The sequence below is a fragment of the Mycobacterium intracellulare ATCC 13950 genome, from assembly GCF_000277125.1.
Taxonomy (GTDB): domain Bacteria; phylum Actinomycetota; class Actinomycetes; order Mycobacteriales; family Mycobacteriaceae; genus Mycobacterium; species Mycobacterium intracellulare.
The window spans coordinates 5,307,543-5,331,875 of the sequence record NC_016946.1 but is presented as its reverse complement, the minus strand read 5'-3'; the positions used below and the strand labels follow the sequence as shown (position 1 = coordinate 5,331,875).

Here is a 24,333-nt window from a genome sequence, read left to right as displayed (position 1 = left end):
GGCGTGCCGCCTATCCACCCACCATCATCAGGCCGCCGTCCACCGCCAGCAGTTGCCCAGTGATGAAGCCCGAGCCGGGACCGGCCAGAAACACCAGCATCGGCCCGAGGTCGCGGGTGGGGTCCCCCAGCGTCCCGCCCAGCGGGATCATCATCTTCATCTGCTGATCGATCAGGGCGGCGGCGTCGGGGCCGAGGAAGTCGCGCAGCCGGTCGGCACCCGGCGTCTGCACGGCGGGAGCCAGGGCGTTGACGGTGACGTTGTCGGCGGCCCAGGCCTTGGCGGCCGACCGCGTCCACGCCTGCACCGCGCCCTTGGTCGCGGCGTAGACGGCCGAGATCGGGCTGCCCATAACGGCTTCCGACGAGCCGAAGTTGATGATCCGTCCGCCCTTGGGGTCCTGGTCCCTCATGACGGCGTAGGCGGCCTGGTTGGTGAGGATGGTTGCCTTGACGTTGGTGTCCAACAGGAACGAGATGTCGTCGGCGCCGATATAGCCGGGGATGCCGGCCTGCCAGAGCCCCGCGGCGTTCACCAGCACGTCGAGCCCGCCCAGGTGGTGCGCCGCGTCCGTGACCGTCGCCGAGACGCCGTCGGGATCACGCGCGTCGCACTGAAACCACTTGGCGGCGAGGCCCTCCGGTGGCGGCGTCCGGTGATAGGTCGCGGCCACCTCGGCGCCCGCCTCGATCAGGACCCCTACCGCGGCGGCGCCGATGCCGGTGGCGGCGCCGGTCACCAGGATCCGCCGGCCCTGCAGGACATGTTCCATGCCCGCGAGCGTAACGCCACGGCGAAATCCCGCTCGGATCTCCGCCGTGGCGTTACGACCGCGAAGCAGAATGCGTTACGCGCGCACCGCGACCGTCGACAGCAGATCGGCCAGGCGGTCCGGCTGGTCGACCATGGAGAACGTCCGCGCCCCGGCGATCACCTCGAGGCGGGCGTTGGGGATGGTCGCCGCCAGCCGGGCGCCGTCCTCCTGCTCGAAGAACAGGTCGTCGGCCGACCACGCGACGAGCGTCGGCTTGTCGAAGTCGTACAGCCTGGCCGCCACCGTCGTCGTCACCTCGGGGCGCATGGAAAGGGTGAACTGGCGCAGGTCCTCGGCGACCGCCGGCAGCGACTGCGCCGGGCGCACCCAGAGCTCGGTGAGGTCGTCGATGTTGCGGTGCGTCAGGCCGTCGAACGCGCGCTTGCGCACCGTGGGCACCCGCATGGCCTGGGCGACGGCCCGGAACGTCGTCTTCGACTTGGCCGCCAGGATCACCGGTTTGAGGATCGGCGGTGGAAAGTGTTCGAACGCATCGCAACTCGTGAGCACCAGCGCGCCCAGCCGCTCGCGGTGGTGCACGGCGACCAACTGGGTGATGACGCCGCCGGTGTCGTTGCCGACCAGCACCACGTCCTCGAGGTTGAGCGCGGCGAGCGCCTCGGCGACCATGGCCGCCACGCCGGTGATGGTGCGATCGGCGCCGCGGCGCAGCGGCTCGGGGTGCGCGCCCAGCGGCCAGGTCGGGGCGATGCACCGCAATCCGCGGGCGGCCAGCCGTTCGCTGACCTGGCGCCACAGTTGGCCGCCCATCATGTAACCGTGCACGAAGACCACGGGCCTGCCGTTCTCGGGTCCGGTTGCTTCGTAATGGATGGTTCCGGCACTAATGTCGATCGTCGACATATGAGGACTCCTACGTCAGAGATACACTTACAAACAGGCTGTCTGTTCGTAAGTTACCAACAGGTTGTATGGAAAGCAAGAGACGCACCCAGGAGGAGCGCTCCGCGGCCACCCGCGAGGCGCTGATCGCGGCTGCCCGCAAACTCTGGGGCCTGCGGGGATACGCCGACGTGGGGACGCCCGAAATCGCCTCGGCCGCCGGGGTCACCCGCGGCGCGATGTATCACCAATTCGCCGACAAGGCGGCGCTGTTCCGTGAGGTCGTCGAGGTCGTCGAGCATGATGTGATGGCGCGGATGGCCGTGGTGGTCGCCGAGTCGGGGGCGGCGACGCCGACGGCCGCGGTCCGGGGCGCGGTCGACGCCTGGCTCGAGGTGTCCGCCGATCCCGAAGTGCGGCAACTGATCCTGCTGGACGCGCCGAGCGTGCTCGGCTGGGCGGGATTCCGCGACGTCGCACAGCGGTACAGCCTGGGCATGACCGAGCAGATGCTCACCGAGGCGATCCGGGCCGGCGAGTTGGCCGAGCAGCCGGTGCGGCCGCTGGCGCACGTGCTCATCGGCGCGCTCGACGAGGCCGCGATGGTCATCGCCACCGCCGATGACCCGGACCGCACGCGCGACGAGACCCGGGAAGTGCTGCACCGGCTCATCGACGGGATGTTCGACGCGCGCTGACGAGGCGGTCAGTCACCGCGCACGTGCGCGACGCCGGCGATGACGCCCTGGATGAGCCGGTCGAGGTGCTCGGGGTCGTCGACGGCCGGCTGGCCCGCGACGAAGGTCAGCATGATCCCGTTGATGAAGGCCAGGGTGGCGGTCGCCTGGTCGTCGACCAATGCCGGATCCGGCGCGCTGCCCTCGGGGTGCCACTGGGTGACGACGTCGCGGGCCAGGGCGTAGAGCCGGTCCGCCGACTCACTAAGGGCCGCGGCCAGTTCCGGGTCCCGGCCGGCCAGCAGCGCCAGCTCGTAGCGGGCCTTGGCGCGGGTGAGCCAGGGTTCGCTGTTGACGTACATGACGATGCGGGCCAGGCCGGCGGTGCCGGTGAACTGGGTGGCGTGATCCTCGGCCAGTTCGGCCATCATCGAAAAGTCGGCGACGTCGAGTTCGGCCAGCCGGGTGGCGATGGCGTGCACCAGCGCCCGGCGGGTCCGGAAATAAAACGATGTGGTGCCGGCCGGCACGCCCGCGTGGTCGTCGACTTTCGGGTGACTGACCCCGTGCACCCCGTTGCTGCCCAGCAATTCGATCGCGGCGTCGGCGAGTTGGCGGCGCCGCTCGGGCGCGTTGTGCTTTCTGCGTGCAGCGATGCGCCCCAGTTTATCGGCGCCGACTTAGCCCGCGCTTTAGAACTGGCCGCAGTTCGGCGTGGTGGGCTCGCCGTTGAAGCGGGCGGCGATCCATTGCATCGCCGGTTCGCCGTCGACCAGCATCGGCAGCGCGTGGTTGATGACGAGCTTGTTGAGGAACGGCGGCTCTTCGTTGGTGCGGAATTCGACGTCGGCGTCCTGGGCACACCAGTCGCGCCCGAGCTGGTTGGCCGCGGTCCACGGCACCAGCGGGTCGTAGCGATTGCTGTCGATCATCACCGGCGCGTTCGGTTTGAAGCGGCCGAGCCGTTGCGCCTCGAACAGGCTGTTGAACGGCTCCTCGTTCACCAGCTGATTGATGTCCTCGGTGAAGTAGGGCTGTATGTGACGAAACATGAAGTCCAGCAACGTCTGTCCGACGCATTGGCGTGACACCGATTCCAGCATCGCCAACCCGCGCGGCGTCATCTTGGAGCGAATGATGTCGGCGAACTCGGGATAGGCGGCCATGACGCTGTTGAGCGCGTACCCGACGACGCCGACCAGCGCGCTGCCGTCGGCGTAGGGCAACAGCTCCTTGAGGTCGGCGGGTGGCGCCCCGGCGTAGGTGCCCACGATGTGAAGGTCGGGGGCGTATTGCGAGGCGAGCTCGGCCGCCGACGCGGTCGCGCCGCCGCCCTGCGAATAGCCCCAAAACGCCACGGGCCCATGCGGATCCAGCGACGTGCCGGGTAGGCGCATGGCGGCGCGGGCGGCATCGAGCACCGCCTGTCCCTCGGCCACCCGCCCCACATACGTGTGCATCGGCGCGGTGCCCAGGCCCTCGTAGTCGGTCATCACAATGGCGAAGCCGCGCGCGACCATGGTGGCGACGAACAGTTCCTCGTAGTTGAACATGATGTCCCAGCCACCCGAATAGTGAATGCCCTGGTTGAACATTCGCGACGGCGCACACTGATTGCCCTGCCCCTGGGTACCCGGCGCGTAACTGATCAACGGGCGCGGCCCGGCGCCCGGCCAGTCGTTGTAGGGCTCGAAATAGGTGCCCGTCACCGCGATCGGGTTGCCCCGGGTGTCGGTGCTGCGGTACATGATTCGCGTGCCGGTCGCCATGATCGCGCCCAGCTGGCCGGAGGGCTCCAGCACCAGCCGCGACGGTTCGGTGCGGATCAGGTCGCCGGGTTTACCGGGCGGCAGCGGATCCGGCGCGGCATAAAAGTCCGCATACTGCGGCTCGTCCCCGCCGTCGGCGCGCGCAATTCCGGTGCCCACCAGAGCCGAAGCAATTATCAGCAGTACTGTGAATACTCCCCCGGCCCGATGCATTACGGAACGGTAACAATGGACCGCCCGCCAGCGGAAGAGCAATCTCTAATTTTTTAGAGATCTCGCGGTTAACGGAATTCCGGCCGCCTCTTCCGCCCAGGGGCTCGGCTCACCGGAGCGCGGCTTCTGCGCGAGCGCCGACTGGGGGATCCACGCGAGACGTCGAAGACGTTGTCGGCCAACGAGTCCGCGCCCGGCGCCGGCGGTAGCCGCCGTCAGGGTGTCTTGAGGAACACGTCGTTGAGCGTGACGGTGCGCAGGTTGCGGTCGCGGATGATGTCGACGAGCTGCGGATAGACGTGCGTCACCGGCAGATGATTGAGGTGCCCGATCACGATGGCCTGCGGCGTGAAGTACTGGTCGGCCATCTGCACGATGTAGTCCTCGGTGATCAACGTCGAATCCGACAGCGAACCCGACCACAAGGTGGGCACCTTGTAACCGAGGTCGGCGGCCACGGCATCCACGGCGGCGTTGCGCTTGGCGTAGGGCGGGCGCCAATAGGGTTTCGCGCCGATGCCGTACGTCTTCTTCAAGAACGTGTCGTTTCGTGTGAGCTGTTCGGCGACTTGCTCTTTGGTCAGTGTGGTCAGGTCCGGGTGTGACCAGGTGTGGTTGCCGAGTTGGATCTGCCCGCTGTCGACCAACGGCCGGAGCAGCTCGGAGTTTTCGGTCCACGAGTCGTAGATCCCGTTCACGAAGTACGTCAGCCGCACGCCGGTGTCCCTGGCGAACTGCGTGTAGGCACGGACCACTTCGCTGTTCACGCCGTCGTCGACGGTCAGCGCGAGCAGGTCGCCTTCGCCCGGGAGCTTCATCAATGCGCCGCCGCCGGGCAGGGGGATGCGGGCGCTGAGCGGCGGGGGCGGCAGCAGGGCCTGCGGGGCGGTCGGGCCCGAAGTCGGTATGTCGACGCCGGGCGTCTGGGCGAACGTGCGCGGCTGCGGGTCGACGATGAGCCGCGCCGTCCCGACGCCGGCAACCACCGACGCGGCGAGCGATCCAAGAAACTGGCGGCGGTTCATGGCTGCGAAGGGGCGACGTCGATCAAAAGGGATGGGCGCAGAAAAGGAGAATTCAGCCCGGTCATTCGGAAACGGATGGCGGCGCGTTGCGTACCGGGCGGGTCCCCGCAGGGACCGCCGTTCGCGCAAAACACCGAGGCCACAGCAGCGAACCGTACCATTCAAAGGCCCAAATAGTCGGCTGCGTTACGGGAGGGTCAGCTGTGAATTCTCTCGGCGGACATCGCGGCCGCTGACGGCGACCCGACCAGCGAGGATCAATGCGGTTCGCCGGCGCCGCGTTGCGGCAATTGCACGGGTTCGGCGGCGGGAGTTCCAAGCGTAAAAGCCAGCCACGGCAGGGCGGTGGCAAACGCCTGGGCGGCAAACGGCCAGTCGTGCTTGCCCTCCTGGGTGACCACCGCACAGGCGATGCCGTGCGCGGTGCCGACCGCACACAGCGACCTCGCGGCGGCGTCCTGGCCCTCGGGGTTGGCGGCGGGATCGCTGGACGCGACGAGGGTCGGACTGGCCTGTTCGGCGACGTTGCCGGGCCCCGAGGAGACGGGCACGTCGAACCATCCGGACAGGCCGGCGTAGTGACCGTGCTTGGTCATCACGGTGACCGGGTCGAAGGCGGCCCACGCGGCCTGATCCCCGCCGAACAGCCGCGCGACGGACTGGTCCTTGGAGCCGACGTTGGGACCGCGGTCGCCCGCGATGTCCACGAACGCGCTGAACAGCTCCGGGTGCATGACGGCCAGGTCGACGGCGCAGGTACCGCCCATCGACCAGCCGGCGACGCCCCAGTTGGCCCGATCGGCGCTGACGCCGAAGTTCGACACCGTGAACGGGATGACGTCTTTGGAAAGGTGGTCGGCGGCGTTGCCGCGGGGGCCGTTGACGCACTCGGTGTCGTTGTCGAACGACCCGGTCGGATCGACGAACACCAGCACCGGCGAGAAACCGTGATGCGCGGCGGCGAAGTTGTCGATGGCGGTGAAGGCGCCGCCCGGACCCAGCCAATCCGCCGGGGTGTTGAAGGCCGAGCTGATCATCATGACGGCCGGCAGCCGGGGCGGGGGATTGCTGTTGAACCATGCCGGTGGCAGATAGACCAATTCCCGCCGGTGGGCGAAATGGGAGGCCGAGGAGTCGATGTCGACCGGCACCACGACGCCCTTGGTGGGCCTCGTTCCCGCGATCTGCATCTCGGTGACGCGCAGGCGGTCGACCTGGTCGGGCAACGGCACCGAGGTCAGCTGGTTCCACGCGGCCAGCGCCGTGGGGAAGTAGCCCACCCAGCCGTTGAGCGCCATGCCCGCGCACAGGACGCACAGCGGTATCGACAGCACGGCCACCCCGCGGCGCCACCAGCGCGCGCCCCGCCAGCCCACCAGGAACACCGCGGCGGCCAGGCCGCTCATCGCGATCCACAACCACAGCGTCGTCGGCGCGGGATCCCCGGCCACCCCGAGCGAGGTGATGTACCAGCGCGACAGCGCGGTCACCGCGACGGCCGCGATCAGCGCCACGGGCAGCACTCGCTTGAGCCAACTTCGCGCGCGCCATTGGATCGCGACGATCAGCACGAGCAACGCGAGGCCCTGAACGGCGGGCGGAAACCAGCCATGCAGCAGGGACAGTTGCCCGAAGAACTGCTCCAACGGTCGTGACCTTTGCTAGATCGATCGCTGCGCGAGGGTGCGGTGATTGTCGTGATCGTCAAGGGGCCGGGCGGCGTCTCGGCGGCCGGTGGCCGGACTCACTATCCCATACGATCGCGGCCCGCCGGCCTACGCTTCGCCGGGTTCACGTGTCCGTGACGACGCTGGTGAATGAGCGCAGCCGCAGGCTGTTGCCGACGACGAGAACGCTGGAGAGCGCCATGGCGGCGCCGGCCAGCATCGGGTTGAGCATGCCGAGCGCGGCGAGGGGGATCGCGGCGAGGTTGTAGCCGAACGCCCACACCAGGTTGGTCTTGATGGTGGCCAGCGTCCGGCGGGAGAGCCGGATCGCGTCCACGGCCGCCCGCAGGTCGTCGCGGATCACGGTGAGGTCGGCCGCCTCGATCGCGACATCGGTGCCCGCGCCCATGGCCAGACCCAGATCGGCGGCGGCCAGCGCGGCGGCGTCGTTGACGCCGTCGCCGACCATGGCGACCACCTTGCCCTCGGCTTGCAGACGCTTGACGGCCGCGACCTTGTCGTCGGGCATCGCCTCGGCGATCACCTCGGCGATGCCGAGTTCGGCGGCGATGCGGGCGGCGACGGTGTGGTTGTCGCCGGTGAGCAGCACCGGGGTCAGGCCGAGTCGCTGCAACTGGCGCACGGCGTCGCCGCTGGACGGCTTGACGGTGTCGGCGAGCACCAGGAGCCCCCGCGCCGCGCCGTCCCAGCCGACGACGACGGCCGTCTTGCCGTCGCCCTCCGCGCGGGATTTGGCCGCGGCGAGCGCGGCGTCGAGGCGCGCACCGCGCTCGTCCATCAGGCTCGCGCGCCCGACGACGACGGCGTGGCCGTCGACCGTGCCGTGCACGCCCATGCCGTGGACACCCGCGAAATCGGCGGGCGTGGGGAGCGCGCCGAGCTGCGCCGCAGCGGCCCGGGCGATGGCCTGCGCGACCGGATGTTCGGAGGCGGCCTCCAGGGCACCGGCGTAGCGCAACAGCGTGGCGCGATCGGTTCCCGCCCCGGCGACCACGTCGACCAGGGCCATTCGGCCGGTGGTGACGGTGCCGGTCTTGTCGAGCACGATCGTGTCGATCCTGCGGGTGGACTCCAGCACTTCGGGCCCCTGGATGAGGACGCCGAGCTGGGCCGCGCGGCCGGTGCCGACCAGTAGGGCGGTCGGAGTCGCGAGGCCCATCGCGCACGGGCAGGCGATGATGAGCACCGCGACGGCGGCCGTCAGCGCGGTGGTGGCCGAGAAGCCCGCCGCGAGCCAGCCGCCCAGGGTCGCCACCGCGAGCGCCAGGACGACGGGAACGAACACGCCGGAGACCCGGTCCGCGAGGCGCTGCACCCGTGCCTTGCCCGATTGGGCCCGTTCGACGAGCTTGGCCATCTGCGCCAGCTGGGTGTCGTCGCCAATCCCGGTGGCCCGGACGACAAGCCGGCCCCCGGCGTTGACGGTGCCGCCGGTGACGGCGTCGCCCGCTCCGACCTCGACGGGCACCGACTCGCCGGTCAGCATCGATGCGTCGACCGCCGAGGAACCCGTGACGACGACCCCGTCGGTCGCGATCCGTTCCCCGGGACGCACCACGAACTGGTCACCCACCGCGAGCCGCTCGATCGGGAGCCGGGTCTCGGTGCCGTCACGCAAGACCCCGACGTCCTTGGCGCCCAGCGCCACCAGCGCGCGCAGCGCGTCGCCGGCGGACCGCTTGGCCCGCTTCTCGAAATAACGGCCGGCCAGGACGAACAGCGTGACGCCGGCGGCCACCTCGAAGTAGACGTGGCACGGGGCGTCATCGCGCCCGACCGTGAGCTCGAAGTCGTGCTGCATGCCCGGCTGGGCGGCTGTCCCGAGGAACAGCGCGTAGAGCGACCACAGGAACGCGGCCAGGGTCCCGATCGAGACCAGGGTGTCCATGGTGGCGACGCCGTGTTTGAGGTTGGCCCAGGCGGCCGCGTGGAAGGGCAGCCCGCACCACAGGACGACCGGCGCCGTCAGCGCCAGCGACGCCCAGTGCCAGTGGTGAAACTGCCACGCGGGAACCATGGCCATGGCGATCACCGGGCCGGCCAGCACGGCGGCGGCGATCAGCCGCCGGCGCAGCGAAGTCAGCTCGGCGTCGCGCACCGGCGAACGTCGCGGCAGGGCGGCCGCGTAACCGGCCTTTTCGACCTCGGCGATCAGGATCCGTGGGTCGTACCCGGCGGGGGCGCTGACGGCGGCCGTCTCGGTCGCATAGTTGACGGTGGCCGAGACGCCGGCGAGCTTGTTGAGCTTTCTTTCGATCCGGGCGGCGCAGGAGGCGCAGGTCATCCCGGTGATCTCGAGCTCGATGGGGGGTGCGGCGGCCGGCGTGTCCTTGGGCAGGGTGCCCTCGTCGATGTTTCGCGGGGGCGTGCTCATGCGACCAGGACGGCCTGGAAGCCCGCCTCGTCGACCGCGGCGAGGACGGCTTCCGCGTCGATGGGCACCGCGCTGGTGACGACGAGCCGGCCGGTGTCGGCGCTGACCGTCACGCCGTCGACGCCGGGAATCCCGGCGACCTCGCCCTGGACGGCGGCCTCGCAGTGCGCGCAGCTCATCCCGCTCACCCGATATTCGCTGGTGGGCATGCCGCTCCTTCTCGATCCCGCCGCGGACTTGACCCCACCATTCTGCCTGCCGGGGGGTTCGGGCTACTGCCGCAGGTGCGACCCGCCGCCGATGTACCACACCTGGCCGGTGATCCACTCGGCCTCGTCGGACAGCAGGAACGCGGTGATCGCCGCGAGGTCGTCCGGCTTGCCCAGCCGGCTGGTCTTGCCGAACGTCAGGAAGGCCTGCTGGAGCGCGACGTCGTTTTGGCGCTCCTGGGTCTCGCCCATCACCAGGCCCGGCATGACCCCGTTGCTGCGGATGTTGTGTTTGCCCCAGTTGACGGCCACGTGCCGGGTCAGGTGGTTCACCGCCGCCTTCGAGGCGCCGTAGGCGACGTGCATGGGGTCGCTGCCCAGCGCGGCGCCCGACGAGGTGTTCACGATGCTGCCCCCACCCCGGGCGAGCAGGTGCGGCAGGACCGCGCGGATCGTGCGGACGTACCCGAGCAGGTTGACGTCGAGCGTGCGCTGCCAGACGTCCATGTCGGTGTCGAGAATCGTGGTGTCGCGTCCCAGGTTTCCCTCGGACAGATCGGCGCCCACGTTGTGCAGGCCGTCGATGGCCCCGAACTCGTCGAGCGTCGTCTCGACGAGGCGCCGCACCGACTGCTCGTCGGCGAGGTCGAACTCGACGGCGATCGCGCGGCCGCCGGCCGACACGATGCGCTGCGCGGTGGCGGCGGCGCCCGCAATGTTGTTGTCGCCGATGGCAACACGGGCGCCTTCGGTGGCGAGGCGTTCGGCGGTGGCCGCGCCGATCCCGGTGGCGCCCCCGGCGACCACAAATGTCTTGCCGGTCAGGCCGCGCATCACACGTACCCGACGCCGATGTCGACCGACACCTGGGTCGCGGTCACCAATCTGGATTGGTCGGAGGCCAGCCAGGCCACGGCGTCGGCGATGTCCTCGGGCTGCGCGATGCCCTCGGGCAGCAGCGGTTTGTGCATGCCCCGCAGGTGTGGGTAGTCGTCGGCGGCGGCCTGTAACGCTTCCCGCATCCGGCCGGTGCCCATCGGGGTGGCGACGGCGCCGGGGTTGAGGCTGTTGACGCGGATGTTGTACCGGCCGAGCTCGGCGGCGAACGCCCGCGCCATCCCCACGACCGCGTGTTTGCTTGCGGTGTAATGGATCATGAACGACTGCATCTTGATGCCGGCCGCCGAACCGATGAGGATGATCGAGCCGCCGCGGCCGCCGTCAATGATGTGCCGCACCCCCGCCATCACGGTGTTCCAGGTGCCGATCACGTTGGTGTCGATGGTGTCTCGGAACGCCTGCGCGGTGATCTGATCCCAGGGCGCGGGGCTGCAGATCCCGGCGTTGGCGACGATGACGTCGAGCCGGCCCAGCTCGCCGACCCCCTTGTCCACGGCGGCGGACAGCGCGTCAAGATCGCGGATGTCGGCCTCGGCGGTGACGACCCGCCGGCCGCCTTCGCTCACCAGCCGTGCGGTTTCGGCCAGATCGTCGGACGTCGGCGAGTCGTAGGGGACGCTCGGCGGCAGCGGCCCGGCGAGATCGACCGCGATGATGTCGGCGCCCTCGGCCGCAAGACGCACGGCGTGTGCCCGGCCCTGCCCGCGCGCGGCGCCGGTGATCAGCGCGACCTTTCCCGAGAGTGACTGGCTCATGTGTGGTCTGGGTTCCTTTCAGTCGCGCGCGAGCTTGTCGAGCGGGTTGGAGCGTTCCAGCATGCCGTACGCTTCTTCGCCGTCCCATCGGTAGCGCACGCCGGCCTGCTGGACGGCGGGGAACTCGGCCATCTCCTCTTTGAGGGCGTGCATGGAGTACATGTCGTCGTCGTGGTGCACGTCGTGCGTGGAAAACACTGTCTCGCCGGCGATTTCGACTAGCCCGTCGGCGGTCTCCAGCACCAGCGAGGCATCCTCGCCGAGTGGCCGCAGGCGTGTCAGCCACGGCGCCCGCACCGCCCGCGCCGGGACCAGGCCGCCGTCGCCGGTGAAGACGAATCCCTCGTTGAAGGTGGGCTGGCCGTCGGGGCGCGGCGGATAGGCGATGTAGCCGAAGGCGCGGCCGCTGCCGAACACGGCCGACTGCCAGCAGTGTCCCCAGAAGCCGGCGAGCTTGCGCACCCCGGTGCGACGGATCCGCAGGCCGCTCCCGGTGAAGGTGTGGCGTTCATCCCCAAATCGGAATTCCCCTGTGGCGGTGAACAATTGCTCGTAGCGGGGCCCGCCCATGATGGCCCCGACAGACGTCGTTTGGAGCTGCGTGCCCGCGTCGGCCTGTAGCGCGCCCTGGACCCACGGGGGCACGGCCATCCTCGTCTCGACGTGGAAGCCGATGTTGGTCGTCGGGCCGTCCTTCCTGCCCGCCACCAGGTCGACCGACGAGGTCTGCACGGCCGGCCCGTCGTAGGACATCGTCCAGGTGTCGAAGGGTTCGAGGCACTGGAATGCCAGGCCGCCGGCGCCGAGCACGGTGGGCCGCCCGTCGGCGCCGCGAGCCGGCAGCGACGGCCCGTTGGTGCGCAGCCGGTAGACGCGCCCGTCGGGAAACGCGGCATTGACCTGAATGTCGTGGGAGTCCCAATTGGCGCCCACCGCCTCGATTCCCACGCGGGGCAGGCCGATCTCGCCGCGGTCGTCGACCACCCAGAAACTGACCGAGTCCCGCATCTCCGGATCCTCGGGGCGCTGCGCCAGCACGTACTCGCGCGACGGGTCGATGCCGCCGGTGAGATCAACCGCCATTGCTTTCCTCGCTCCTTACCTTTGGATGCCGCGTCCACCGCCGCGCGCTGTCCACATAGCGCGCGAACCGGGGCCGAACCTCGTCGAGATCGATGCCGAACTCCACCGGGTCGGCGTGCGAGCTCGGCTCGCGCTGCGCGGCGGCGTGCTCCCACCAACTGTGCATCCGCGCTTCGAACTCGTCGGACACCGGGGCCCCGAGCCAGGCGTACAGCCCGGCGACCTCGCCGACCGGGTCGGCCTGCATGGCCCGAAAGTCGATGTCGTAGAACCGATCGTCGGCACCGGCCGCGCGGAACCGCAGCGCCCGCTCCATGCCCAGCGACCAATGCTCGACGTTGAGCCGGCCGATGTAGCGGCGGTCGATCCGGGTGTTGAACGACCCGATGATGTCGGCGTACAGGTCGGCCACCGACAACAGGACGTCGGTGGGATCGCGATGGGTCATCACGAATCGGGCGTCCGGGAACACCGCGTCCAGCGCGTCGAGCCACAACACATGGGACGGGCACTTCAGCCGCCACGGCCGCTCAGGCTCGCCCCACTGCAGCAGCTGCATCACCCGCCGCTGATAGCGAAACGTCGGGGTGAGGTCGGCGTGGTGCACGAGCCACGTTGAGTACGAGGGGATTTCGGCGAACGACTGAAAGATGTGCGACTTGAAGTCGAGCGCCATCAGCTCGTGGCACTCCATGGGCCCGTGGGTGTCGCCGGGAACGTGGCGGCGGGTGCCGACCATCTCGCCCCGGTCGGCCGGGACGCGGGGATCGACGCCGTGCACCGTCGAGGGCGGGGGGCACGGTTGCGTCGACTCCCACCGGCGCAGGTAGCGCACCTCGGGATCCTGGGCCAGCAGCATGGACAGGGCGGTGGATCCGGTCCGGGGCAATCCCAGGCCGACCAGCGGTTCGCGGATGGGCACGTCGCCGATCTCCGGGTGCCGCCGAAACCAGTCCTCGACCTGCAGCCGTTGCGAGAGATAGCCCGCGATGCGTTGGCGCAGAAAGGCTTCCCCGCGCTCGTTCAGGTGGGCCTCGTCGCGCAACGCCGACAACAGGACGTTCAGGCCCTCGGTGAAGGAGTCGTCGCCGAAGTCGGTGAGCCCGGTCTGCGCCGCGGCCTCCTCCATCAGCTCACCGGATGTCAGCACGGCGTCTCCTCGATCAAAGTCCTTGCGGCGGCGCTCAACCCATCCACTGCCCGCCGGCGACGTCGATGGTCTGACCGCACAGGTAGTCGGCGGCCTCGGAGGCCAGGAATGCGACCATGTTGGCGGCCTCCTCGGGCAACGACGCGCGACCCAGCTGGACCTGGTGGGTGATCGCTTCCTGGATGGCGCCGCGGCCGGCGCGCTGCTTGTCGTCCTGAGGATCGAGCAGGTACTGCCGCATCTCCGGTTTGATCATGATGCCCGGCGCCACGCCCAACACGTTGACACCGCGCAGCGCGACCTCGTGGGCGAGGTTGCGCGTGAACCCGATGACGCCGGCCTTGCACGCGTTGTAGACGACCAGGCCGCGCTGCTGAATGCGGCCGCCGACCGACCCGATGTTGATGATCTTCCCCGAACCCTGGTCGAGCATGTACGCCAGCGCGGCGTGCGCCCCGTACATCATCATCGTCAGGCTGCCCAGCACCGTGTAGTCGATGTCCTCTTTCGTCTGCTTCTCGAACGGACCCGCGGCCACCATCACCGGGTTGTTCACCATGATGTCGAGGCCGCCGAGCTCGTGGTGAGCCTGCCGCACCGCGCCGTGCACCTGGTCCCAGTCGGACATGTCGGCCTTGACCGGGATGGCCCGCACGCCCCAGCGCCGCTCGACTTCCTCGGCCCGGCGTTCGACCTTCTCGAAGGTGCGGCCGATGAGCGCGACCTCGGCGCCGCAGCCGGCCAGCCGGTTGGCGATCGCCTGCCCCAGGCCGTCGCCGCCGGCTCCGGTGACGAAGGCCTTCTTGCCGGACAGGTCCATCAGCTCGGTCACGCGCTTGCCGACGATGTGCTCCGGTAGGCGGTCCAACCCGAGCAGCTGCACCCAGTCCTGGTCGTCCTGAACCGTCATCGTCGACCCCTCCTCAGCCAGACCGGGACGGCATCGCCGCCCCACCTCGCTGACGATATGACGGCCTCACGGCCAGCAGGTAATACCAATTCGGGAAACCAGTCATGCCGCATTTATATGGCTGGTAGATGTGGAGGCGATGGACACCCACCGGCTCAAGTACTTCCTGCGGATCGCGGAGGAAGGCTCGATCACCCGCGCGGCCGCGGTGTTGGGCATCGCCCAGCCGGCGCTGAGTCGCCAGATCCGGCTGCTGGAGGAGGACCTCGGCATCACGCTGTTCGAGCGGACCCGCCGGGGCGTGCACCTCACCGAGGAGGGCGAACGGCTGCGCTCCTCGACCGCCGCGCCGCTGCGTCAGCTCGAGCTCGCGGTCCGGTATGCGGGATCGCCGTTGGCGCGCATCGAGCGCGGGCTGCTGTTCGGGATCGTGCCGACCGCCGCCGGCGTCCTGGCCGCGCCGCTGGCGGCAAGCGTGGGCGCCGCGTTCCCGAATGTCCATTTCCACGTCGCCGTGGCCGAGACCGACGACCTGGTGGAGCGCCTCCTCAAGGGCGCGATCGACCTCGCGGTGATCAACCCGGTCTCCGATGACCGGCTCTTCCACCGGCACCTGGTGACCGAGGACCTCGTGCTGGTCGGGGGGCCCGCGTCGGAGCTCTCGCCCGCCAGCCCGATCCGCTTCACCGATCTCGCCAAGCTCCCGCTGGTCATGCCCAGCGGGCTGACCGGCATTCGAAACACCCTGGAGAACACCGCGCTGCGGCTCAAAGTTGCGATCACGGCCCGCTTTTCGACCGATTCGGTGGAGGTGGCCAAGCATCTGGTCGCCGCGGGGCTCAGCTATGCGGTGCTGCCGATGGCGGCGTGCGGCGCCGATGTGGAGGCGGGGCGGCTGCGGTGGACGTCGATCCACGAACCCCCGATCGACCAACAACTCGGCGTGGCCGCCACCGCGGCGCTGGAACTGCCCCGCGAATTCGCGGCGAAGATCGGCATCGTGTTGCGCGAAGAGGTGGCGCGGTTGACCAAATCCGGCTTCTGGCCGGCGCGTTTCGAGCCGTCACCGGTATGGGACCCCAACATCCCCGAGCCGCGGAACTGAACGGGATTACGCTGCCGGTTAGCGGAAAGGAGATTCGCAATGACCGTCACCGTTGTCGACCGGGGGCCCCGCCAGGTGAGCCGCAGAGTCGAAGTGGCCGCGCCGGCGGCCGAGCTGTACGCCATCGTCGCCGATCCGCGGCGTCACCACGAACTCGACGGGTCGGGCACGGTGCGCGACAACATCACCATGCCGCCGCAACTCCTTGAGGGCTCGAAGTTTTCGACGAGCATGAAGATGTTCGGCGTGCCCTACCGCATCACCAGCACGATCACCGCGCTGACGCCGAACGAAGTGGTCGAATGGCGCCACCCGCTGGGTCATCGCTGGCGGTGGGAATTCGAGGCGCTGTCACCGAACCTGACGCAGGTCACCGAGACGTTCGACTACCGCGACGCCGGTGCGCTGAAGAACAAACTGAAGTACTACGAGCGGATGGGCTTCGCCAAGGCGAACGCCTCGGGCATCGAGGCGACGCTGACCAAACTGCGGGATCGCTACGCTGGGTGATCAGTTCGCCACCGGATCGGCTGCGTCCCAGGGCATCACGCCGGACACCCAGTGGCTCAGTTCCGAGGCCTGGTCGTTGCGGTGCAGATGGCGTGGAGGCGTCGCGTAGGTGGAGTAGGGCCGGCACCGAATGACGACGCGGTTCTCGCGTTCGCACATCGCCTCGATGTGCGGGCGCGCGTCGTCACCGAGTGGCTGGCCGGACATTCGGCCGGCAACCGCCGTCATCACGTCGATCGCCAGATCCCGGTCGTCCTCGACGGCGGCGTCGGCGTAGACCTGCAGGTAGGCGAAGGGCCATCGCTCGTCAAGGACGCACAGGCTCACCTTGCCGTCGCGCTGAACGATCCGGGCTTTGCCCCTGCCGGCCATCGTGGAGACGAGCAAGTCGTCGGTGTCGGTGGGGATGTAGTACACGACCGACATGGCGGGGCCGTCGTGGCGGCGACGGTAGCCGAACACGCACGTGCGATGCGTGCGCACGAATTCCCGTCGTTCGGAGGGAAGCATGTCGCGGTCGGCCGGAGCGGTGAAGGGCTCTGCCGCCAGGGGGAGGAGCATGACGAATTTTCCTTGCTGTCAACGGGGTTGATCCGCGCGATAATTACGGATACAGTGTCTCCGTAATGCGTGACGATGTCAACCGGGGGCCGCGGCGGTCCCGCGGCCGCCCGGCCCTGCCGATGGACCGCATCCTGGGCGCGGCCGTCGAACTCCTCGACGCGGAGGGGGCGGACGCGTTGTCGATGCGGTCGCTTGCCCAGCGCCTGGGATCGGGCACCGCCACGCTGTACCGCCACTTCTCCAATCGATCCGAACTGGTGTCGCAGGTGATCGACCACATACTGGGCGAAGTCGACCTCGATGCGCGGGCGCTGGCGGACCTACCGTGGCAGCAGGCGTGTATCACGTTCGCGCAACACATGTTTGACGCGCTGCGCCGGCATGGCAATGTCGCGCCGCTGTTGATCGAATACACGCCGACGGGGCCGAGCGCGTTGGCCAATCGCGAGCGCTGCCTGGTGATCCTGCTGGACAACGGCTTTGCGCCCGCGGTCGCGGCCCACGCCTACGCCACGCTGGCCCGTTACGTCTTGGGTTTCGCGCTACAACTGCCCGGAGCGACGGATGGGGGCGGTGAAGCGGAACTGTCGGCGGCGTTTCACCGGCTCGATCCGTCGCGCTATCCCGCGACCGTCACCGTCACCGACGAGCTTCCCGTTCCGCTGGCCGACGAGTTCGCTTTTGGGTTGCGGCTCATCGTCTCCGGGCTCGAACGACTGCGCGAGTGAACGTTTTCGCGGCGCCAACCGTGGCTTGGGTGGATGACCGCGCCCGAAAGGACACCGCTCGATGATCGCAAACACGCTGAGCCGCTGGGGTCAACTCGTGGGCCGCTATGGCCTGGTGGTGGTGCTGGTGTGGATCGGAGTGGGCAAGTACGTGAAGATGGAATCGCGCGTGCTCATCGAGCACAGCCCCCTGATGAGCTGGCTCTACGACGTCTTCAGCGTCACCTTCGTCGCACGGGCGCTCGGAACGATGGAAATCGTTGCGGCCCTGCTCATCGCGCTGCGGCCATGGTGGCCGCGGGTCTCGGCGGCGGGCAGCGCGCTGGCGGTGGTGCTGTTCCTGGGCACGGTGAGTTTCCTGGTCACCACCCCCGGCGTCATCGCAACCCATGCCCACGGCGTGCCGGTGCTCTCGGCGCTGCCCGGCCAGTTTCTGCTCAAGGACCTGGTATTGCTCGGGGTCGCCGTGTGGACGCTGGGCGACTCGCTGTCCGCGGGCGGCGTCACCGCACGGCCGTATCCCGCCCGCAGCGAGTGACTATATAGTCGTGGCCACGGAGAGGAAGCCGAGGCCGTGACCGAGACCGTTGGCCAGGAGATAGGCGTCGACGCGCGACGACGCGGGCACGCCGAAGAACGCCGCGCGCAGGGCGGCCCGTGACCAGCCGAAAAGCCCGCTGGCTCTATGCCGTTGGGCGGCTGCGCGCGACGACGCGGCGCGGGCGATCGCCGCGGGTGGCGATCATCGGCGCGGGCTTCGGCGGTCTCGGTGCCGCCGTCGCGCTGCGCCGCGCCGGCATCGACGACCTGGTGATCATCGAGGGCGCCGACGGCGTCGGCGGCACCTGGCGCCGCAACACCTATCCCGGCGCCGCCTGCGACATCCAGAGCCATCTGTACTCATTTTCCTTTGCGCCCAACGCATCCTGGACCCGCACGTACGCCCGGCAGCCCGAGATCCTGGCCTACCTCGAATCGGTCGCCGACGATTTCGATCTGCGACGCCACCTCATGCTCGACACGACCGTGCGGTCCCTGCACTGGAACCCGGGCGCCGGGACGTGGGAGTGCCGAGTGGACCGCAACGGCGAGTCCGCCACGTTGGTCGCCGACGTCGTCGTGTGCACGGTCGGGCTGTTCGGTTCGGCCAAGCTGCCCGACATCGACGGGCTGACGGGGTTCGCCGGACCGGTGCTGCATACCGCGCAGTGGGATCACCAGCTCGACCTGGCGGGGCGCGACGTGGCGGTGATCGGGACCGGCGCCAGCGGGGTGCAGTTGGTGCCGGAGCTGGCGAAGACCGCCGGACACGTCACGGTCTTCCAGCGGACCCCGCCGTGGATGGTGCCCAAGGACGACCGCCCGTACAGCGCAAGCGAATTGGCGCGGTTCAGGCGCAGCCCGGTCGCGCTGCGCCGCACCCGGTGGAAGATCTGGAAATTCCAGCACGACAACACCGCGACGTTCGCCGACGATCCCGTGGTGGCCGCGCGCACGCAGATCGCGACGTCGTTCCTGGACCGCACCGTCGACGACGAGCCGTTGCGCCGAGCGCTGACCCCGGACTATCCGTTCCGGTGCAAGCGAGTGTTGCTGGGCGACGACTATTACCGGGCCCTGCAGCGGGACAACGTCGAATTGGTCACCGAGCCCATCGCGCGGGTCGGCGAGACGTCGGTGATCACCGCGTCGGGCCGCGAAATCGCCAGCGACGCGATCGTGCTCGCCACCGGCTTCGAGACGTCCCGCTACCTGTCCGGCATCGACGTCACCGGAACGGGTGGCCGCCGATTACACGAGCACTGGGGTGACGATCCGTGCGCCTACCTGGGTGTAGCGGTCAGCGGATTCCCGAACTTCTTCATGCTGTACGGCCCCAACACCAACCAGGGCGGCAACTCGATCGTCTACATCCTCGAGTCCGCGGCGCGGCTGGTCGCCAGCGCGGTGAGCCGCCTGGCGCGCCGTGGCGGCTACCTCGACGTGCGTCCCGAGGCCGAAAGGCGATACAACGACCAGCTTTCCGCCGACCTGGCGCGGACCATCTGGACGCAGTGCGACAGCTATTTCCGTTCGCCCACCGGCCGCATCGTCACCCAATGGCCCTATACCGAGCTGGACTACGCCCGCCGGACCTGGCGGCTGCGACGCCGAGATTGGATCCACCGCTGCGGCGCGCCACCGCGGGATGACGCGCGCCCGGTCGATGGTGAAACACGGTGTGCGCCAGCACCTTCAGGCTGAGCTGGCGGCGGCCGCCCTCGCCCGCTCGGTCATCGAGGCGATCACCCCGCCGTCGTTGAGGATGTCGGTGCCGGTGAGGTAGCCGGCCTTCTCGCTGGCGCAGAAGGCGAGCAGCTCCGCCATTTCCTCCGGCTTGCCCCACCGCGGGACCGCGGCGTCGGCCACCATCGCGCCCGCCCCCGCCTGCTCCTCCAGCCTGCCCATCTCGGTGTCGATCGAACCGGGGGACACCGAGACGATGCGCAGTCCGCGCGCGTTGAAGCGCTCCGCCTGTGACTGGCTGTACCACTTCACGAAGCTCTTGCTCAGGGCGTACGCGAGACCGGACCGCGCCTCCTCGGGGGCGATGTCGCACGCGGTCATCATGGCGCCCATGAAGGCGTCGGCGTCGTCGAGCGCGAGCGGGAATTGGCCTGTCGGAATGATCTCCGCGGGCAGCATGTGCGCCGCCATCGAGGCCACATTGACGATCACCGCGCCCTCGCCGGCGACCGCGTAGAACTCCTCGTCGACGTTGACGGTGCCGACCGCATTGGTCCGCATGACGTAATCGGCGGGTCCCATGCTCGGGCTCACGCCCGCGGTATGGATGACCGAGACGACCGATCCGAGGTTCGTGGCGGTGCCGAGCAGGTCCGCGACGGCTCGCCGGTCGGTGACGTCGCAGTTCACGACGGTGGGGTTGATCCCGAGCTCTTGCAGCGTGGCGGCGGCGGTCGTCAGCCGGTCCTGCCGGACGTCGCAGAGCACCACCGTGTGGTCGCGCCCGACGATCTTCGCGGTGGCCAGGCCCATGCCACCCGCGCCGCCTGTGATTACGGACACTCGATTCATACCTGGACGGTATACGGCGCGCGATCGCGGGACGTTACGGGTCTGGCACTGGATGTAACGGGTGGCCGGTGTGGCGGACGGCCGTCCCGAAGAACGGCGCCCGGACCGTGGCGGGCAGGTGGCGCCGGTAGCGGATCAGCGCGACGACGGCCACCGCCGCGTAGACGCCGCAGAGCAGCAGGCGGCCGTGCGTCGAGGCGATCGGGAACTGCACGACGAACATTCCCAAGAGCGCCAGCGCCGCGCCCCGGTGGAAGCGCAGCGCCAGGATCAGCGCCACGCCCATCATCGTCTGGGTCGCCGTGAGCAGCATCTCCTCCACCTGGCGGGAGTCGAGGTGCAGGGCGAACCCGCCGCCACCGAGCAGGTGGGAGATGGGCAGCGAGCCGATCAGCAGGGTCCACTGGTTGACCTTGGAAGAGATCAGCGTGGCGATGGCCGCCGTGCCCTTGCCGCGGGTGGCGAAGATGGTCGCGATGATGAACTCCGGGGCCTCCGACGCCAGCGGGGCCAGCCACTGAACCAGCAGGAAGCGGTTGACGCCCAGTTCGGTACCCGCGGCCACCAGGTTGTCGGCAAACGGCTTGGCGCACAGCAGAATCACCGCGCCCGAGGCGGCGAAGAGGCCGACCACGGCGACGCGACGACGGACGTCGGGCAGTTCGCCCAGCGCGGCGGCGGTACCGATCAGGTCGGGCTCCTCGACCTCGCCGTGGCTCAGCTTGTACAGGTAGAACCCGAACCAGGCCAGCAACGCCAGCCCCAGCCCGAAATGAATCTCGCCGGCCACCGGCACCGCGAACGCGATGACGCCGGCGATCAACAGGAATCCCAGTTCGACGCGGTTTGCTGGCTCCAGCGTCAGCCCGGTGGGTTTCCCGGATCCGGACCTGCGCGCCACCACGATGCTGACCAGCACCACGACCGGCCAACCCAGCCCCATCAGCAGCCGGTTGGACCCGGTCATGTTGGCGGCCGCGTACTGCGTGTATTCGGCGTTGTGGCCGGAGACGTACGCGTAGTACAGGTCGACCGCGTATTCGGGCAGGACCGCGATCAAGGCGAGCAGCGCCGTCGCCAGGCCCCCGGACACATCGACCTGGGCGGCCTCGGCGGCCCACGCCAGCAAGAAGCTGGCCGCCACCACCGCTGCGCCGAAGATCAGCAGCGCGGGCACGGCGCCCACGTGCAGCCCGGCAATCCGGATGGCCACGGCCGGCGCGACGAATGCCCCGGTGATCAGCCCGGAACGCGTCAGGGTGCGGCGCCGCCATTGGGCCGTCATCGCGACGTCGGCAGCGGGCCTGTCTATGGCGAGCATCGTCATCCTTCGCGGGAGGCGGCGATCGGGTGGTGGTACTTCGGCTCGGTTGCCGTGACGAACTGATTACCCAAGCTACCCGTCGCCCACACCGTCAGCAACGCGGTGGGTGGGCAAAGTCGGTGACGTGCCCAAGCACATATTTGCTGTACAGGGGCCTACGGAAGCGAAAGTTAGGCAGCCCTGATTTCGAACTTTGGCAAACCTCGCCACGACTGGTTCGACGCGCAGCGAACGGTTCGGGTTCCCACTAGTGGTCCGGCCCCATGGCCGCGGCGGCGGCCTGGGCGAAAAGCTCGACGGCCTGATTGCGGCTCAGCGACGCCAGCAGCTGCGCGGCGGCGCGCATGGTGTCGCCCACCATCAGCGTCGGGCCGTTGCCCAGGTTCTCGAAGGCCTCGGCGATGACCTCGGAGACGGCGGCCGCGTCGGCCGGCGCCTCGTCGGGCGAGCCGATCTGACCGCGGCTGTATTCGAGCGCGCGCAGGGCCGGCGTATCGGTCTTGCCGAGGATGAGGCCCAGGACGTCGACGCCCTTGGGTTGCAGTTCGGACCAGAGCGCCTCGGCGAACACCATGTCGAAAGCCTTGGAGGCGCCGTAGGCGACCATGTTGGGCCCGCCGGCCAACCCGGCACCGGAGCCGAAGAGGACGATGCCGCCGCTGCCTCGCCGGACCATCGCGGGCGCGAAGTGGTGGCACAGCTGCATGGGCACCATGCAGTTGCGCTGCACCATCGCCTCGGCGGCCTCGATCGAATTGGCAAGGAACGGTGTGAAGTTCGGGTCGGCGCCGGCGCAGTAGACCAGCATCCCGATCTCCAGGTCGCCGGTGGCGGCGGCGATCGCCGCCGCGGCGCCGGGCTGCGCGAGATCTATAGCGACAGTGCGGGTTTGCGCCGACGTCTTGTTCTCGATCTCGGCCGCGACGCGGTCGAGAACGCTTTGCCGCCGGGCGAGCAGCACCACGTTGACACCGCGTTCGGCCAGTCCTTCGGCGAACGCCGCCCCCACACCGTCGGACGCGCCGGCCACCAACGCCCACGGCCCGTACTTCGTCGCGAACGTCATCTACGGGGCCCCGAACGTAGCGACGCGCACCTGAGTGAAGCGGCGCCGCGCGATGCGCCATCCCTCGCCGGTCCGCACGATCTCGTCGTCGTAGAAGCCCCACGCGTTGACGCCGGCCTGGTTGTCACCGAACATGATCACCGCGTCGACATAGGTTCGGGCAGTGGCATTGTCGCCTTCGACGGCGATGACCTGGTTGGATAGCCGATGCAGGGTGTGGCCCGCCATCGCGTGCGTCTTGTCCATGAAGTCGGTGACTTCGTCCACACCGCTCCAGCGGCCGATCTCGCCGTAGTCGAGCTCGCAGTCGTCGGTGAACACGCTGCGAAACAGCGGCCAGTCGCGCCTGTCGATGCCGGTGGCGTAACGCACCAGCAGGTCCGAAATGTCTTGCCGGTCTTCTCTTTCGCTCACGGGCGATCTCCATTCGGGCGGACGATGATCCGCGGCGGACCGTCGGACCTGCGGGCCAGCTCGAGGGCGTCGGGTACCTCGTCGAGGCCGATGATCTTGCCGACGCTCGGTAGCGGGTTCAGCCGCCCCGAGGCGATCGCGTCGAGTGTGCCGTACCAGTCCTGCGGGTGCGGGCCGCCGCCGAACTGAATGGTCACGCCCTGGCGGGTGGCGGTGGTGATGTCGAGGGTGTCGCCGGTGTACCAGCCACCCGCACAATAGATTCGGGTGCCCATCTCGGCGGATTCGACCAGCTTCTGGATCAACCCCGGGGCGCCGACGCATTCGAATACGACGGCCGGCCCGGGCAATCCGCGCCGCGCACGGACCTCGTTGAAGGCCCCGAACGGGGACTTCTCGGACGGGTCGACCACGACATGGGCACCGAAGCGGTCGCGGGCCAGCTCGCGCCGGTCGGATTTGTAGTCCGCCACGATGATGGGCTCGACGCCGCGGGCGGCCAGCGCGGCGACGGCCGAAAGCCCGATCGCCCCCGCGCCGATGACGATCGCGACCTCACCCTGTCCCAACCGCGCCGACCGCACGTAGAACTCGCCGACCGCGAACGCGTCGGTCAAGGCGACGGCGTCGCTGGGCACGTCACCCGGGACGCGCTTGGCCGCGACCTCCGAAACCACCAACAGCTCACCGAAACTGCCCTGCGCCTCGGGATGCTGACCGATGATGCGCATTCCGCCCGCGCCGCCGTCGACCAGCCGCACCGGCATGGCGGTCACGCGCGTGCCGGCGGCGAACTGGTCGGTGCAACCGGGACCGTGCCCGATGACCTCACCCACGAATTCGTGACCGAGCACGATGTCGCGCTCGGTGTCATACAGCGAGCGGCCGGTCGGGTCGTCGATGGCGAGTTCCGGGTGGTCCATGAAATGCACGTCGGAAGCGCAGATCGCGGTGCTCAACGTGCGCAGCAACAACTCGCCCCGGCCGGGGATGGGGTCCGCGGTCTCGCGGACCTGCAGCCGACCGTCTCGCAACACCACTGCGCGCAATACGGTAGCTTTCTCGAATAATCGACATAAGATCTCGAATGTTCGTACAACTGTAAAAATCGCGTAGCGGAGGAGTCAAGCGATT

25 protein-coding genes are annotated in these 24,333 nt (G+C 69.1%); 6 read left to right on the top strand and 19 right to left on the bottom strand.

Features of this window, described 5'->3' with window-relative positions:
- Positions 1-10 precede the first annotated feature (10 nt).
- Complete coding sequence (locus tag OCU_RS49655; protein WP_009953161.1) at positions 11-772, bottom strand: SDR family NAD(P)-dependent oxidoreductase; 762 nt, start codon at positions 770-772, stop codon at positions 11-13.
- 75 nt (positions 773-847) lie between these two features.
- A complete protein-coding gene (locus OCU_RS49650) occupies positions 848-1,678 on the bottom strand; it encodes an alpha/beta fold hydrolase (protein WP_009953162.1) in 831 nt (276 codons plus the stop codon).
- Positions 1,679-1,746: 68 nt separating this feature from the next.
- Between OCU_RS49650 and OCU_RS49645 the strand changes: the two genes are divergently transcribed.
- The gene (locus OCU_RS49645; RefSeq protein WP_009953163.1) at positions 1,747-2,355 is read left to right on the top strand and encodes a TetR/AcrR family transcriptional regulator; all 609 of its coding nucleotides are present in this window, start codon (positions 1,747-1,749) and stop codon (positions 2,353-2,355) included.
- Between the two features lie 8 nt (positions 2,356-2,363).
- Here the strand turns inward: OCU_RS49645 and OCU_RS49640 are convergent, their stop codons facing one another.
- The 11 genes from OCU_RS49640 to OCU_RS49590 all read right to left on the bottom strand — a co-directional run bounded on the left by OCU_RS49640 (position 2,364) and on the right by OCU_RS49590 (position 14,410).
- Entirely contained in the window at positions 2,364-2,924 is a 561-nt protein-coding gene (locus OCU_RS49640; protein ID WP_009953164.1) for a TetR/AcrR family transcriptional regulator, read from the bottom strand.
- A 102-nt stretch (positions 2,925-3,026) separates the two neighbouring features.
- The gene (locus OCU_RS49635; protein ID WP_029384307.1) at positions 3,027-4,316 is read right to left on the bottom strand and encodes a lipase family protein; all 1,290 of its coding nucleotides are present in this window, start codon (positions 4,314-4,316) and stop codon (positions 3,027-3,029) included.
- A 215-nt stretch (positions 4,317-4,531) separates the two neighbouring features.
- Positions 4,532-5,341, bottom strand: coding sequence for a polysaccharide deacetylase family protein (locus OCU_RS49630; protein ID WP_008262367.1), 810 nt, complete (start codon positions 5,339-5,341; stop codon positions 4,532-4,534).
- A gap of 257 nt (positions 5,342-5,598) precedes the next feature.
- Entirely contained in the window at positions 5,599-6,987 is a 1,389-nt protein-coding gene (locus tag OCU_RS49625; RefSeq protein ID WP_009953167.1) for an alpha/beta hydrolase, read from the bottom strand.
- A gap of 145 nt (positions 6,988-7,132) precedes the next feature.
- Positions 7,133-9,403, bottom strand: a complete 2,271-nt coding sequence (locus OCU_RS49620; protein WP_014381528.1) for a heavy metal translocating P-type ATPase — start codon at positions 9,401-9,403, stop codon at positions 7,133-7,135.
- On the bottom strand, positions 9,400-9,612 hold the full coding sequence (locus tag OCU_RS49615; protein ID WP_009954488.1) for a heavy-metal-associated domain-containing protein: 213 nt from the start codon (positions 9,610-9,612) through the stop codon (positions 9,400-9,402). Before OCU_RS49615 ends, OCU_RS49620 begins: the two co-directional genes overlap by 4 nt.
- A gap of 63 nt (positions 9,613-9,675) precedes the next feature.
- Positions 9,676-10,446, bottom strand: coding sequence for an SDR family NAD(P)-dependent oxidoreductase (locus OCU_RS49610; protein WP_008262352.1), 771 nt, complete (start codon positions 10,444-10,446; stop codon positions 9,676-9,678).
- Positions 10,446-11,267 (bottom strand): mycofactocin-coupled SDR family oxidoreductase, encoded by an 822-nt coding sequence (locus OCU_RS49605; protein WP_008262349.1) that lies wholly within the window; start codon positions 11,265-11,267, stop codon positions 10,446-10,448. Before OCU_RS49605 ends, OCU_RS49610 begins: the two co-directional genes overlap by 1 nt.
- An 18-nt stretch (positions 11,268-11,285) precedes the next feature.
- Complete coding sequence (locus tag OCU_RS49600; protein WP_009954485.1) at positions 11,286-12,350, bottom strand: hypothetical protein; 1,065 nt, start codon at positions 12,348-12,350, stop codon at positions 11,286-11,288.
- Positions 12,340-13,500 (bottom strand): sulfotransferase family protein, encoded by a 1,161-nt coding sequence (locus OCU_RS49595; protein ID WP_009954484.1) that lies wholly within the window; start codon positions 13,498-13,500, stop codon positions 12,340-12,342. Before OCU_RS49595 ends, OCU_RS49600 begins: the two co-directional genes overlap by 11 nt.
- A 34-nt stretch (positions 13,501-13,534) precedes the next feature.
- Entirely contained in the window at positions 13,535-14,410 is an 876-nt protein-coding gene (locus OCU_RS49590) for an SDR family NAD(P)-dependent oxidoreductase (protein WP_008262344.1), read from the bottom strand.
- Positions 14,411-14,549: 139 nt separating this feature from the next.
- On the opposite strand from OCU_RS49590, the gene OCU_RS49585 reads away from it, so the two are divergent.
- Both OCU_RS49585 and OCU_RS49580 read left to right on the top strand, forming a co-directional pair.
- A complete protein-coding gene (locus OCU_RS49585; protein WP_009954483.1) occupies positions 14,550-15,515 on the top strand; it encodes a LysR family transcriptional regulator in 966 nt (321 codons plus the stop codon).
- Positions 15,516-15,554: 39 nt separating this feature from the next.
- Complete coding sequence (locus OCU_RS49580; protein ID WP_009954482.1) at positions 15,555-16,025, top strand: SRPBCC family protein; 471 nt, start codon at positions 15,555-15,557, stop codon at positions 16,023-16,025.
- On the opposite strand, the gene OCU_RS49575 is transcribed toward OCU_RS49580, so the two are convergent.
- Positions 16,026-16,586 (bottom strand): pyridoxamine 5'-phosphate oxidase family protein, encoded by a 561-nt coding sequence (locus tag OCU_RS49575; protein WP_009954481.1) that lies wholly within the window; start codon positions 16,584-16,586, stop codon positions 16,026-16,028. It lies immediately after the preceding gene.
- A gap of 122 nt (positions 16,587-16,708) precedes the next feature.
- Here OCU_RS49575 and OCU_RS49570 point away from each other — a divergent pair, with 122 nt between their 5' ends.
- The 3 genes from OCU_RS49570 to OCU_RS49560 all read left to right on the top strand — a co-directional run bounded on the left by OCU_RS49570 (position 16,709) and on the right by OCU_RS49560 (position 19,561).
- Entirely contained in the window at positions 16,709-17,317 is a 609-nt protein-coding gene (locus tag OCU_RS49570; protein WP_014381523.1) for a TetR/AcrR family transcriptional regulator, read from the top strand.
- A gap of 61 nt (positions 17,318-17,378) precedes the next feature.
- Complete coding sequence (locus OCU_RS49565; protein ID WP_009954479.1) at positions 17,379-17,855, top strand: YkgB family protein; 477 nt, start codon at positions 17,379-17,381, stop codon at positions 17,853-17,855.
- Positions 17,856-17,974: 119 nt separating this feature from the next.
- The gene (locus tag OCU_RS49560; protein ID WP_014381522.1) at positions 17,975-19,561 is read left to right on the top strand and encodes a flavin-containing monooxygenase; all 1,587 of its coding nucleotides are present in this window, start codon (positions 17,975-17,977) and stop codon (positions 19,559-19,561) included.
- Here OCU_RS49560 and OCU_RS49555 read toward each other — a convergent pair.
- The 5 genes from OCU_RS49555 to OCU_RS49535 all read right to left on the bottom strand — a co-directional run bounded on the left by OCU_RS49555 (position 19,553) and on the right by OCU_RS49535 (position 24,239).
- Positions 19,553-20,356 (bottom strand): SDR family oxidoreductase, encoded by an 804-nt coding sequence (locus OCU_RS49555; protein WP_009954477.1) that lies wholly within the window; start codon positions 20,354-20,356, stop codon positions 19,553-19,555. The genes OCU_RS49560 and OCU_RS49555 overlap by 9 nt on opposite strands.
- A gap of 73 nt (positions 20,357-20,429) precedes the next feature.
- Entirely contained in the window at positions 20,430-21,722 is a 1,293-nt protein-coding gene (locus OCU_RS49550) for a sodium/hydrogen exchanger (protein ID WP_009954476.1), read from the bottom strand.
- A 244-nt stretch (positions 21,723-21,966) separates the two neighbouring features.
- The gene (locus OCU_RS49545; protein WP_009954475.1) at positions 21,967-22,785 is read right to left on the bottom strand and encodes an SDR family NAD(P)-dependent oxidoreductase; all 819 of its coding nucleotides are present in this window, start codon (positions 22,783-22,785) and stop codon (positions 21,967-21,969) included.
- Entirely contained in the window at positions 22,786-23,199 is a 414-nt protein-coding gene (locus tag OCU_RS49540; protein ID WP_009954474.1) for a nuclear transport factor 2 family protein, read from the bottom strand.
- Positions 23,196-24,239, bottom strand: coding sequence for a zinc-binding dehydrogenase (locus tag OCU_RS49535; RefSeq protein WP_009954473.1), 1,044 nt, complete (start codon positions 24,237-24,239; stop codon positions 23,196-23,198). Before OCU_RS49535 ends, OCU_RS49540 begins: the two co-directional genes overlap by 4 nt.
- Between the last annotated feature and the right edge of the window lie 94 nt (positions 24,240-24,333).